General features: G+C 59.1%; 14 protein-coding genes. 7 read left to right on the top strand and 7 right to left on the bottom strand.

What is annotated here, in order from left to right; translation table 11 throughout:
- Positions 1–106 precede the first annotated feature (106 nt).
- Genes ACIQT8_RS02330 through ACIQT8_RS02320 form a run of 3 tightly spaced genes read left to right on the top strand, consistent with a single transcriptional unit; the run spans position 107 to position 1338 of the window.
- The gene (locus ACIQT8_RS02330; RefSeq protein ID WP_400962922.1) at positions 107–511 is read left to right on the top strand and encodes an SRPBCC family protein; all 405 of its coding nucleotides are present in this window, start codon (positions 107–109) and stop codon (positions 509–511) included.
- A gap of 11 nt (positions 512–522) precedes the next feature.
- On the top strand, positions 523–879 hold the full coding sequence (locus tag ACIQT8_RS02325; protein ID WP_400962919.1) for a VOC family protein: 357 nt from the start codon (positions 523–525) through the stop codon (positions 877–879).
- A gap of 18 nt (positions 880–897) precedes the next feature.
- The gene (locus ACIQT8_RS02320) at positions 898–1338 is read left to right on the top strand and encodes a VOC family protein (RefSeq protein ID WP_262526017.1); all 441 of its coding nucleotides are present in this window, start codon (positions 898–900) and stop codon (positions 1336–1338) included.
- A gap of 80 nt (positions 1339–1418) precedes the next feature.
- On the opposite strand, the gene ccoP is transcribed toward ACIQT8_RS02320, so the two are convergent.
- From ccoP to cobU, 5 genes are all read right to left on the bottom strand, one after another.
- Positions 1419–2282: a cytochrome-c oxidase, cbb3-type subunit III gene (ccoP, locus tag ACIQT8_RS02315; protein WP_400962915.1), complete on the bottom strand. Its 864-nt coding sequence runs from the start codon at positions 2280–2282 to the stop codon at positions 1419–1421.
- 3 nt (positions 2283–2285) lie between these two features.
- Complete coding sequence (locus tag ACIQT8_RS02310) at positions 2286–2438, bottom strand: cbb3-type cytochrome c oxidase subunit 3 (protein WP_138792527.1); 153 nt, start codon at positions 2436–2438, stop codon at positions 2286–2288.
- 9 nt (positions 2439–2447) lie between these two features.
- Positions 2448–3179: a cytochrome-c oxidase, cbb3-type subunit II gene (gene ccoO / locus ACIQT8_RS02305; protein ID WP_138792528.1), complete on the bottom strand. Its 732-nt coding sequence runs from the start codon at positions 3177–3179 to the stop codon at positions 2448–2450.
- A 12-nt stretch (positions 3180–3191) separates the two neighbouring features.
- Positions 3192–4817, bottom strand: a complete 1626-nt coding sequence (ccoN, locus tag ACIQT8_RS02300) for a cytochrome-c oxidase, cbb3-type subunit I (RefSeq protein ID WP_400962911.1) — start codon at positions 4815–4817, stop codon at positions 3192–3194.
- A gap of 151 nt (positions 4818–4968) precedes the next feature.
- Complete coding sequence (cobU, locus tag ACIQT8_RS02295) at positions 4969–5490, bottom strand: bifunctional adenosylcobinamide kinase/adenosylcobinamide-phosphate guanylyltransferase (RefSeq protein WP_400964348.1); 522 nt, start codon at positions 5488–5490, stop codon at positions 4969–4971.
- Positions 5491–6039: 549 nt separating this feature from the next.
- On the opposite strand from cobU, the gene ACIQT8_RS02290 reads away from it, so the two are divergent.
- Both ACIQT8_RS02290 and ACIQT8_RS02285 read left to right on the top strand, forming a co-directional pair.
- Positions 6040–6732 (top strand): DUF599 domain-containing protein, encoded by a 693-nt coding sequence (locus ACIQT8_RS02290; protein WP_138792530.1) that lies wholly within the window; start codon positions 6040–6042, stop codon positions 6730–6732.
- Positions 6733–6795: 63 nt separating this feature from the next.
- A complete protein-coding gene (locus ACIQT8_RS02285; RefSeq protein ID WP_400962908.1) occupies positions 6796–7761 on the top strand; it encodes a heparan-alpha-glucosaminide N-acetyltransferase in 966 nt (321 codons plus the stop codon).
- 32 nt (positions 7762–7793) lie between these two features.
- On the opposite strand, the gene ACIQT8_RS02280 is transcribed toward ACIQT8_RS02285, so the two are convergent.
- Both ACIQT8_RS02280 and mgtE read right to left on the bottom strand, forming a co-directional pair.
- Positions 7794–8180, bottom strand: coding sequence for a MerR family DNA-binding transcriptional regulator (locus tag ACIQT8_RS02280; protein WP_138792532.1), 387 nt, complete (start codon positions 8178–8180; stop codon positions 7794–7796).
- Between the two features lie 76 nt (positions 8181–8256).
- Positions 8257–9684, bottom strand: coding sequence for a magnesium transporter (gene mgtE / locus ACIQT8_RS02275; protein WP_262526029.1), 1428 nt, complete (start codon positions 9682–9684; stop codon positions 8257–8259).
- Between the two features lie 334 nt (positions 9685–10018).
- Here mgtE and ACIQT8_RS02270 point away from each other — a divergent pair, with 334 nt between their 5' ends.
- A complete protein-coding gene (locus ACIQT8_RS02270) occupies positions 10019–12325 on the top strand; it encodes an FdhF/YdeP family oxidoreductase (protein ID WP_400962903.1) in 2307 nt (768 codons plus the stop codon).
- On the top strand, positions 12322–12627 hold the full coding sequence (locus ACIQT8_RS02265) for a hypothetical protein (protein ID WP_400962900.1): 306 nt from the start codon (positions 12322–12324) through the stop codon (positions 12625–12627). The genes ACIQT8_RS02270 and ACIQT8_RS02265 overlap by 4 nt, the downstream gene beginning before the upstream one ends.
- The last annotated feature ends 18 nt before the right edge of the window (positions 12628–12645 follow it).

Raw genomic sequence — 12645 nt, 5'->3', positions numbered from 1 at the left:
GCTACTGCTTGCGTTTTCCCATCTGGCTGGGGAAATATCCTTGACTTGCATCAAGTGAGGACAAAGTGGCGCAGCCAGACCACGCGCCACCAAATGGGAGGTCCACATGCCCGTCATGCCATCGAAGATCGTCCACCTTTCGATCGACAGACCCTGGAAAGAGGTTTGTGACTTTGCATCCAACCCGCAAAACATGCCGCTCTGGGCGGCTGGACTTGCCAGCGGCCTGACCCGCAACGGTGATGAATGGATTGCCGATGGCGGCGCGGTCGGATCGGTGCATGTGCGCTTTGCCGCAACGAACGATCTCGGCGTCATCGACCATGTCGTCACCATGCCCGACGGCCTGAAGGTCTATAACGCCTTGCGGGTCACGCCGAATGGCGATGGTGCAGAAATTGCCTTTACCCTGCTGCAACTTCCCGGCATGACAGACGATGATTTTGCACGCGATGCGGGTCTGGTGAAAACCGATCTCGAAACGCTGAAATCGATCATCGAACGGAGCTGAAGGAGGAGCACATGAGCGAAACCGAAAACGACAGAAGGATCGACTATGTCGAATTCAATGTGTCAGACATTGAAGCGAGCAAAGCCTTTTATGGCGGCGCCTTCGGCTGGACCTTCAAGGACTACGGTCCGCAATATTGCGAATTCTCCGATGGACGGCTGACCGGCGGTTTTACGACGACAGCACCAGTTACCGCCAAGGGCGGACCGCTGGTCATTCTCTACGCATCGGACATCGAGGCGGCACAAAACCGCGTCGAATCGGCCGGAGGAAAGATCAGCCTGCCGATTTTCGAGTTTCCCGGCGGTCGCCGTTTTCACTTCACCGACCCGGATGGCTATGAACTGGCGGTATGGTCAAAAGCCTGATCGGGAGATGCATTGAACATGACTGCGACAACACCGCCCTTTTCGCTCGTCGGCCTCGACCATGTCGTCTTCATCGTTGACGACATGGCGCGCGCCCTCGATTTTTACCGGAACGTTCTGGGATGCACGAACGGCTACACCTATCCAGCACTTGGCATGGAACAGGTCTGGTGCGGAAACTCCCTGATCGTTCTCTGGGATGTGACCCATCCTGGCGGCACGAAGGCGGCACCGCCCGTCGCCGGTGGCCGCAATGTCGATCACATATGCATTGCGACCGGACCGCTGAACCATGAGACGCTACGCGCTCATCTGGCGAAATTCGATGTGACCATCGAACAGGAAGCCTTCCACGGTGGCGCGCGGGGAATGGGGCATTCCTTCTATTTCCGCGATCCCTTCGGCAACAAGATCGAACTGAAAGGTCCGGCCGAATATCCCGATGGCCGCGCCGCCTGACCGTATCGACCAGACGAAAAAGGGGCGCTTCGAGCGCCCCTTCTTTATGCGATGGTCTGGATTCGACGATTTGGCGTCCCTTATTCGCCACCCCCCAGCGAATGCACGAAGATGGCGAGCTGCTTGACCGTGGTGTCACCCAGACGTCCACCCCAGGCGGGCATGACGCCATGCTTGGGCGAACGGATCTGTGAGACGATGCCCTGCTCGCCATGCGCTTTCAGCCAGATGGCATCGGCAAGATCGGGCGCGCCGAACTCGCGGTTGCCCTTGGCATCCTCTCCATGGCACGAGGCGCAATTGTCGGCGAAGACCTGCTTGCCGGGCTCCGCCAGCGCCGGATCGGAAGGCGTTCCGGTCAGGCTGACGACGTAGGCCGCCACCTCGCGGATTTCCGATGTCTCGAGAATATCGCCGAACGCCGGCATTTCCGAAATGCGGGTATCCGCGTCCTCGGCAAAGCGAATGCCGTGGTTGATGGTGGTATAGATATCCTCGACGCTACCGCCCCACAGCCATTCGTCATCATTGAGGTTGGGGTAACCCTGGCTCCCCTCGGCACCGGAGCCGTGACATTGAATGCAGTTGACCTTGAAGGCGGCGGCACCGCCCGAAAGCGCGAACTGCATCAATGTGCTGTCGGCCTGGATATCTTCGAGCGAGGCGCTGGCGATCCTGTCGAGTGAGACGCTCTGCGCATCCTTGGCGGTGGCGATTTCGGCGGTGATGTCAGCGCGGCTGCTCCAGCCGAGCACGCCTTGTGTCGCACCGTTGATCAGCGGCCATGCCGGAAAGGCAATGGTGTAACCGATGGCCCAGAGAATGGTGGCGTAGAAGGTCCACACCCACCATCTCGGCATCGGGTTGTTCAGTTCACGAATGCCGTCCCATTCATGGCCGGTTGTTTCGACGCCGCTCAGCTTGTCTATATGTTTGTCGGCCATATCCTAGTCCTCCTTCAGAGGGATGCTGGCGGCATCGTTGGCCGCCTTCTTGCCGCCGGGACGCAGGGTGAAGACCACGACGCCGACGAAAAACAGCGCCATGGCAAGCAGGCCCCAGCTATCGGCGAAGTGACGCATGGCTGTGTAGGTTTCCATGGTCTCTCCTCACCGGTATCCGGCCGCATCGTCATAGGTCGAGAAATCAACCAGCGTGCCGAGCATCTGCAGATAAGCGACCAGCGCATCCATCTCGGTCAGCCTGGCCGGATCGCCGTCGAAATCGCCGATCTTGGCCTTGGGGTAGCGCTGCAATACACCGCTGGTATCGGCATTCGGGTCAGCCTGCGCCGCAAGGTCGGCGGCCGCACTGTCGATCATCTCGTCGCTATAGGGCACGCCAACGGCGCGATTTGCCTTCAGCTCCATCGAAACGTCGGTCACCTTGAGAGGTGTCGTCTTGAGGAAGGCGTAGGACGGCATGATCGATTCCGGCACCACCGAACGCGGGTCGGCCAGATGCTGTACGTGCCATTCGTTCGAATAACGGTCGCCGACACGGGCAAGATCGGGCCCGGTTCGCTTCGAACCCCACTGGAACGGGTGGTCGTACATGGATTCGGCCGCCAGGCTGTAATGGCCATAACGTTCCACCTCATCGCGGAACGGGCGGATCATCTGACTGTGGCAGACGTAGCAGCCCTCACGGATGTAGATGTTGCGCCCGGCCAGTTCGAGCGGTGAATAAGGCCGCATGCCCTCCACCTTCTCGATGGTGTTTTCAAGGTAGAACAGCGGCGCGATTTCCACGATACCGCCAATCGAAACGACGAGCAGCGAACCGACGAGAAGCAGGGTGGCGTTGCGTTCTATGAGCTGGTGTTTGTCAAGAAGCGACATTGTTGCTCCTCCTTATTCGGCCGGCTGGGCAACGACGGGATAGCTTCCGGCAATCGGAGCCTCCTCCCGCTCGTAACCGCGCGCGGTCATGTAGACGTTGTAGGCCATGACGAGACCGCCGCAGAGGTAGAGCCCCCCGCCGACCGCACGCAGGACGTAATACGGGAACAGCGCCGCGACCGATTCCGCGAAGGAATAGACGAGGAAGCCCTGCTGGTCGTATTCGCGCCACATCAGCGCCTGCTGGATACCGGCAACCCACAGCACGGCGGCGTAGATGACAATGCCGAGCGTTGCGAGCCAGAAGTGCCAGTTGACCATGCGCAGGCTGTAAAGCCGGTCGCGGTTCCACAGCTTCGGTGTCAGGTAATAGATTGCGCCGAAGGTAATCATGCCGACCCAGCCGAGCGCGCCGGAATGCACGTGGCCGATCGTCCAGTCCGTATAATGGCTGAGCGAATTGACGGCCTTGATCGACATCATCGGTCCCTCGAAGGTCGACATGCCGTAGAAGGCGATGGCAATCACCATCATGCGGATGATCGGATCGGTGCGGATCTTGTCCCATGCGCCCGAAAGCGTCATCAGGCCGTTGATCATGCCACCCCATGACGGCATCCACAGCATGATCGAAAACACCATGCCGAGCGTCTGCGCCCAGTCGGGCAGCGCCGTATAATGCAGGTGGTGCGGACCTGCCCAGATATACATGAAGATCAGCGCCCAGAAGTGGATGATCGACAGGCGATAGGAATAAACCGGGCGACCGGCCTGCTTCGGCACGAAATAATACATCATGCCCAGGAAGCCTGCGGTCAGGAAGAAACCGACAGCGTTGTGGCCGTACCACCATTGCGTCAGCGCATCCTGCACGCCAGCGAAGGCCGAATAGCTTTTGACACCGAGGAAGGAAACCGGGATCGCTAGATTGTTGACGATGTGCAGCATGGCAATCGTCACGATGAAGGCGAGATAGAACCAGTTCGCCACATAGATATGCGGCTCCTTGCGCATCAGGATCGTACCGAGAAACGCGATGAGATAGGCGACCCAGACAATCGTCAGCCAGATGTCGACATACCATTCCGGTTCGGCATATTCGCGTCCCTGGGTAATCCCGAGCAGATAGCCGGTGGCCGCCATGACGATGAAGAGATTGTAACCCCAGAACACGAACCAGCCGAGGTTGCCGCCAAAAAGGCGGGCGCGACAGGTTCTCTGAACCACGTAGAAGGACGTGGCAATCAGCGCATTTCCCCCGAAAGCGAAGATCACCGCCGACGTGTGCAGAGGCCGCGTGCGGCCGAAATTGAACCAGGGCGCGACATTGAGATCGGGATAGGCAAGCTGCAGAGCGACGACCACGCCGACCAGAAAGCCGACGACACCCCAGAACACGGTCGCGACCACGCCGTATTTTACCACCTCGTCAAAATACTCGGACTGGCGCTGCGTCTTCGCAGCCTGACGAACCGGCGCAAAGGACACACGGCGCAGCAACAGAACGGTGCCGACAAGCAGCGTGAAGAACAGAACCCACATATGGGCTTCAAAAAGACTGTCGTGAGCGAAGGCCGCTCCGAGCAGCGCGAAAAAGGCCCCGAGGGCCACCATCGCAATTTCCAAGGTATAGTTCATTGTTGGTTTCCCCCAACGTCAAGCGGATCGACGCCAGGCGCGAGCAGCTTTCGAAAGCGGAAACCGGCCTTTGCGTCAGGGGGAGCATTGCCACCGACCGCGGGAAACAGCCTTGATTCAGATCAACGGAAAAAGAGCTGCCGGAAGCGGCCTAGCCCTTCATTTTCAGAGGCAGGCCGGCGGCGATGAAATAGACCTCGCCTGCGATGGCGGCAACGCGCTGGTGCAGGCGGCCGGCATGATCGCGAAACTCCCGTGCCATGCGGTTTTCCGGCACGATGCCGAGGCCGACCTCGTTGGACACGAAGATCAACCTCGCCCTTGCCTTGCCGATATGCTCTTCAAGCAATGAGAAGGCAGCCTCGATATCGGCCTCTTCCATCATCAGGTTGGTAAGCCACAACGTCAGGCAGTCGATCAGGACGACATTGTCAGGCGCGTCAATCTCACGCAGCACGGACACGATATCGACAGGCGCTTCATGGGTGATCCACTCTTCACCGCGTCGGTCCCGATGGTGGGTAATGCGTTCGCGCATCTCGTCATCCCACGCCCGGCCGGTGGCGATGTAATGCGCCTGGCCGCCTGCCGCCTTGACCAGATCTTCGGCGAAACGGGATTTTCCGGAGCGAGCGCCGCCGAGAACGAGAACAGAGCGTGAAGTATCAGTCATGCGAACCAGAAGAGAAATATGAAGGAGAGCCGGTGTCATTGCGGCGATACCACAAGCCGCAAGCCGCCGCGTCATGAAAAGAGAACGATTCGTAGATCAAGAGGCGTTCTCCCGGTCGATCATGCCGGACTGCTGCGATACCGTTTCAAAGGGCCGAACCCGCCCGCACCATGCGGACATCAAAGCGCAGCTTTCGATAAAACGGAAACACCGGACTCTCTGGAAAAAGGCTAGGTCCGAACGCGCTTTCTGTCAATCGAGCGTGGCGCGCGAAAACATCGGATCTGGGTCGGCAACCGGGACGCAAAACCTTTTCCGGCGCCGACAGGCAGCGTTCGTTGCCTGTGCGTCATTGATAGCCGCAACATGGTTACCGGAACGTTAGCGCCGGACGCGATCTCATGCCATCGATGCAAGAAAGGGCCATTTTAAGCTGTTTACTCGCCCTGCCATTGCATCAAAAGCGATTCCGGTTCGCGCGCCTATGCGCTAACCTTCGCGCGACATCCGGTTCGCAAGATTCGCAAACAGCAAAGGTTCTCGCCCACGATGACCACCATGGACTATGTGGCATTCGCTCTCTTCATCCTGCTGTGGATGAGCTATACGCACCTCACCACGAAGTCGACCTGGTTTTCGAGAACGAGCCTGAACCGGGCGATGGCCGAACGTCGCCGTGAATGGATTTACAACTCCCTGAAACGCGACCTGAAAATGATCGATACGCAGATCATGGCGGGCCTGCAGAACGGCACGGCGTTTTTCGCCTCCACCTCGATCTTCGCCATCGGTGGCTGTTTTGCGCTGCTGGGTGCCACAGACCAGGTCGAATCGGTGTTTCGCGACATGCCCTTCGTACATTACGGCGGCCGCACCGCCTTCGAATTGAAGGTTATCGGCCTCACCTGTCTTTTCGGTTATTCCTTCTTCAAGTTCGGCTGGTCCTACCGCCTGTTCAACTATTGCACCATTCTGTTCGGCGCCATTCCGATGGTGCACGACGCCAATGCCGATCAGGCCGCCGCCGAACGCGCCGCCGAAAACGTCATTCGCATGAACATCATCGCCGCGAAGAATTTCAACGACGGCCTGAGAACCATCTTCCTGTCGATCGGTTATCTCGGATGGTTCATCAGCTCCTATGTTTTCATCGCCACCACCACCATCATCATCGTTGCCCTGCTGCGCCGCCAGTTCTTTTCGGAGGCACGACTGGCGATCATGGATGAATCGAAGCCTTGAAATCGCCTTACTTCGAAGGCCAAGCCCGAAGCAACGAAACCTCAGCGTGAAGCAGCTCCCGACATGGAAACAGATAGTGTGGCGCAACCGCCTCGTCCCAAAGGCCGCATAGGCGGGCTCGATACCCTGCGCGGCATTGCGCTGCTGGCCATGGCCTCCTACCATTTCACCTGGGATCTGGAGCTGTTCGGCTATCTGGAGCCCGGCACGGCAACCGAGGGCCTGTGGAAGCTTTATGCCCGTGGCATCGCCACGTCCTTCCTGTTTCTGGCGGGTTTCAGCCTGTATCTGGCGCATGGCAAGGGCATAAACTGGGCCTCGTTCAACAAGCGCTTTGCCATGGTGGCCGGTTCGGCCCTGCTGATTACCGTTGCGACCATCTTCGCCTTCCCCGACAGCTTCATCTTCTTCGGCATCCTGCACACCATTGCCGCGACAAGCCTGATCGGTCTCCTCTTCCTGCGTGTACCGGCTTTGCTCACGCTCGTGGCTGCCGTCGTCGCGTTTGCCCTGCCGCATTATATCCAGTCGGACCTGTTCAACAGTCGCTGGCTGGCCTGGATCGGCTTTGCGACGCTACCGCCACGCTCCAACGACTATGTGCCGCTTTTGCCCTGGCTTGCCCCTGTGCTGGTTGGTATCGCGACCTCGAAATTCGTGGTGCCGCGCGGATGGCTGGACCGTTTCCGCACGCCAAGCGCGCCGCGCAACATCATTGCGCTCGCCGGTCGCCACAGCCTGCTGTTTTATCTGGTGCATCAACCGCTGCTGCTCGGCATCGTCTACGTTGCCTCGCAGATCGCCCCCCCGCCGCCGGTCGATCAGGTCGAACTCTACAAGTCGAGCTGTGAGAAAAGCTGCATGCAGCAGGAAAACAGCGTGGACCTATGCCAGCGCTTCTGCGGCTGCACGCTGGAGAAGCTGCATGCGGAAAATCTGTTCGATAAGATGATGGAAGGCAGCCTGTCGGCAGAACAGCAGTCGAAGATCACCGACGTTGCATCGCAGTGCACGGTGGAAGCGCAATAGCGCTTCCTGCCAACAGGTAAATCGTCAGAAAATCAGGTGCCGACGCCGATTTCGGCCAGGCGCGTAAGGCAGGCTTCCTCGACATTGTCGAGCTCCGCCAAAGTTTCCTCGATGTCCTTGCGCTTCTGGCGAAGGTCGGCACGCTTTTCGTCGACCTTCTTCATCAGAAGCTCAAGCTGACCCGATTCGCCCGGCGGTTCCTTGTAGACGTGAATGATCTCACGGATTTCGGCGATCGTGAAACCGATACGGCGACCACGCAGGATTTCCTGAATGAGATGGCGATCTGCCGACCGGAACAGCCGGGTCCGACCACGGCGCTCAGGATGAATGAGCCCCTCGTCCTCGTAAAATCTCAAGGTGCGAGTGGAAACGCCGAATTCGCGTGTCAGTTCGGTTATGCTATAATACTTGTTCACGGGCCTATCCGATTCATAACCCGAGAATTATTATTTGACCTTAACGTAAAAGTCAATTTTTTGCTTGCCCTGCACCCTACCCCGAAATGCCATACCACCATGTCGCGATGCCAAGGAAGGCAAAGAAGCCGACGATATCGGTAATCGCCGTCACGAACACGGCAGATGATACCGCGGGATCGGCGCCGAACTTGTCGAGAACAAGCGGAATGAGAATGCCCGCCAGCGCCGCCGCCAGCATGTTGAGACACATGGCCGTGGCGATGATGCCGCCGATATGGATATCCTGAAACCATATTCCCGCCACCACGCCAATCGCAGTACCGAACAACATGCCGTTTAGGATGCCGACACCCGCCTCACGGCGGATGATGCGCGCCGCATTGTGGATGTCGAGGCTCTTGGTCGCGAGCGCCCGCACCGAAACCGTCATGGTCTGCGACCCGGCATTGCCGCCCATGCCGGCCACCGCAGGCATCAGGATGGCCAGCGCCACGATCTGCTGGATTGTCGCATCGAACAGGCTGATGACCGATGCCGACAGGAAAGCGGTCACCAGATTGACGGCAAGCCACGGCACGCGTGACCGCGATGTGCTGGCAACGGAGTCGGAAAGTTCTTCGTCACCCACGCCGCCGAGGCGCAAAAGATCCTCCTCCGCCTCTTCCTGAATAACGTCGACCACGTCATCGATGGTCAGGACACCGACCAGCCTGCCGTTGTTATCCACGACAGCGGCGGAGAGAAGGTCGTACTGCTCGAAAAGCTGCGCGGCCTCTTCCTGGTCCATCTCGGCCGGAATCGAATGGTTCGTCTCGTGCATGATCGTTTCGACCTTCACCTGACGCTTGGCGCGCAGCACCCGGTCGAGGTCGAGAGCGCCAACCAGCTTGAAGGTCGGATCGATGACGAAAATCTGCGAGAAGGAATCCGGCAATTCCTCTTCTTCCCGCAAATAATCGATGGTCTGGCCGACGGTCCAGAACGGTGGCACCGCCACAAATTCCGTCTGCATACGGCGACCGGCCGAGCTTTCCGGATAATCGAGCGCCCGCATGAGGCGAACACGCTCGGTAAAGGGAAGCTGCGAAAGAATATCCTCGCGGTCCTCGTCGTCGAGGTCCTCGAGAATGTAGACGGCGTCGTCCGAATCCAGTTCGCCGATACCGGCGGCAATCTGCTCGTTCGACATCTGGTCGACGATATCGAGACGGATGCCCTCATCCACCTCCGTCAGCGCCGTCATGTCGAAGTCGGAACCAAGCAGGCGTACGAGCGCATGGCGCTGTTCCGGCTGAATGGATTCGATCAGGTCACCGAGTTCGGATTCATGTAGCTTGGCGACGTTGCGACGCAGGAAAAGCAGGTCGCGGTCGGCAATCGCCGCCCCCACCATGGCCAGAAAATCAGAGCGGATAGACCCGTCTTCTGCATAGATATCGGAAGGCACGTCCACGGACTTGTCGTCTTCGGGCGCGAGAAGATCGTCGTCACGGTCTGTCATCTTGCGTCCCCTTGTTTCTGAAATGCCGCAGTGCACGAATTGGCTGGAGAATGGCGTTTAAAAACTTATTGTCAACAACCGGATAGCTGCAAACCGGCAAGCACCGCCGCCACGACGAGAATGTTGCAAATTGCCCTCACGCATGAGGGGTTTTCACATCAGACCGAACGCCGAACCGTCGCTTGCCGTTCCATGCGAACCGGAAAGATAAGCGTTGACATATACGTTCCCAGGGCGATTCTGGAACACTTGATCTCAGGCATATCGCCAGGAATCGACGTGCCCGGCACAGCCGCACGCAATCACAAGCAGACGTCAGGAAAGACGGACAGAAATGAGCAAGACGGACTTTATCGGCAAGGCATCTTCGGCGGCAGGCGGCTGGGGCGCGCTCAAAAGCGTGGGCAAACGCCTGATGGAGTCAGGAGCCCCGATATCCGGTGCGCGAACGCTTCTTAAAGCCAACCAGCCCGATGGTTTCGACTGTCCCGGCTGCGCATGGGGCGACCCTGAACACGGTTCATCCTTCGAGTTTTGCGAAAACGGCGTCAAGGCCGTCGCCTGGGAAGCGACCGAAGCACGGGTGCCACCGGACTTCTTTGTGCAGCACACCGTCTCAACCCTTGCACAATGGTCGGATTATGAGCTGGAAAAACAGGGCAGGCTCACCCATCCGATGCGTTACGACCGCAAGGCCGACAAATATCTTCCCGTATCCTGGGACGATGCCTTTGCCGAAATCGGCCGTATTCTCAACAGCCTCGACAGCCCCGACCGCGCCGAGTTCTATACCTCCGGCCGCGCCTCGAACGAGGCAGCCTTCCTCTATCAGCTCATGGTTCGCCTTTATGGCACGAACAATTTTCCCGACTGCTCCAACATGTGCCACGAAGCAAGCGGTGTGGGCCTGAAAGCCTCCATCGGCGTTGGCAAGGGCACCGTGCTGCTGGAGGATTTCGAGCAGGCCGACGCCATCTTCGTGATCGGCCAGAACCCCGGCACCAACCATCCACGCATGCTGGGTGACCTGCGCCGCGCGGCACTCAGGGGCGCAAAGATCGTCGTGCTCAACCCTATCAGAGAAAAGGGACTGGAGCGTTTCGCAGATCCGCAGGACAAGATCGAGATGATGACCGGCGGCAACACGAAAATTGCCACCAATTATTACCAGCCGAAGCAAGGTGGCGACATGGCCGCCATTCGCGGCATGAGCAAAGTGGTCTTTGCCGCCGACGATGCCGCAAAAGCCGCCGGTGAAACCGCCATCATCGACCATGATTTCCTCGCCGATCACGCGGTCAAATTCGAAGCCTACCGCGCTGCCGTCGATGCGACGAGCTGGGACGACATTCTCGACCAGTCCGGCCTGACGCGCGCCGAGATCGAGGAAGCCGCCAGCATCTATATGCAGGCCAACGCGGTGATCGCCACATGGGCCATGGGCATCACGCAGCACAAGCATTCGGTGATTACCGTTCGCGAAATCGCCAATTTCATGCTGCTGCGCAGCAATGTCGGTCGTCCCGGCGCCGGTCTATGCCCCGTGCGTGGCCATTCCAACGTCCAGGGCGACCGCACCGTCGGCATTGACGAGAAGGCGCCGCCTGCCCTCCTCGACGCGCTGGAAAAGGAACTGGGCGTGCCGATGCCGCGCAAGCGCGGCCACAACACCGTGGAAGCCATTGCCGCCATGCTGGACGGAACGGCCGAAACCTTCATCGCGCTCGGCGGCAACTTCCTGCGGGCCACCCCGGACAGCCCGTTGATCATCGATGCCTTCAGAAAACAGAAGCTGACGGTCAACATCGCCACCAAGCTCAACCACTCGCACCTGGTGCCGGGTGAAACATCCTACATTCTGCCCTGCCTTGGACGCACGGAAATCGACCGCAACTCGAAAGGCCGCGCACAGATCGTCACGGTCGAGGATTCCATGAGCATGGTGCACGGTTCGGGCGGCATCAATCCAGCCGCATCGGAAGACCTGCGTTCGGAAGTGGCAATCGTTGCCGGCATCGCCGCAGCCACGCTCGGTAATGCCCGCGTCGACTGGCAGGCGATGGCGGATGATTACGACCTCATTCGCGACATGATCGAGCGTGTCATTCCGGGCTTTGACAATTTCAACGAACGCGTTCGCGTGCCCCGCGGCTTCCATCTGCGCAATGCCGCCGCCGAGCGGGAATGGAACACTCCGGCCGGAAAAGCGACCTTCTATACGGGCGAACTTCCCGAAAAGACCGAACACCAGCAGGCGCTTGGCAATGACAATCTGTTCGTGCTGCAGACATTCCGTAGCCACGACCAGTACAACACGACGATCTACGGCATGGATGACCGCTATCGCGGCGTCTATGGCGAGCGCCACGTCATTTTCATGAACCCGAAGGACATGGAGGCGCTGGGCGCCCATTCGCGCCAGCGCGTCGATGTCATCGGCCAATATACCGATGGCCGTGAGCGCATCGCCGAAAACTTCCGTCTCGTGCCCTATAACATTCCACGCGGCAGCATCGGCGGTTATTACCCCGAACTCAACGTGCTCGTTCCCCTGAGCAGCTATGGCGACGGCAGCTTCACTCCGACGTCGAAATCCGTCCTGGTGACCATCAAGCTGCGCGCCGGTTCCGAGGCGGCATGAGCGATGACGATCACGCCGCAGCCGCATTCCTGGCTGCGGTACACAGGCTCGTGCATCTCGCCTCGCCTGATATCAGTGCCACAGCCGCCGCCACGCTGCTCGCCATCCATCTTGGTCTTGCCACGGACAGCCGCAGCATTGCCAAACGGCTGGGGCTTGCCCATGCGCTTGTTCTGAGAGAGATAGCAGCCGCGTCTCCCCGCTACATCAGAACGGTAAAACGCGACAGTCGAACGCAAAGAACCTGGTTGGAATTGACCGACGACGGCAGAGACCTTGCCCAATCGTCGATTTCGACCTGACAACGAACGGAGACACGT

This window comes from Agrobacterium sp. NPDC090273, assembly GCF_044772305.1.
Lineage (GTDB): Bacteria > Pseudomonadota > Alphaproteobacteria > Rhizobiales > Rhizobiaceae > Agrobacterium.
The sequence above is the reverse complement of the archived record's forward strand: the minus strand, read 5'-3'. Positions and strand labels throughout refer to the sequence as shown.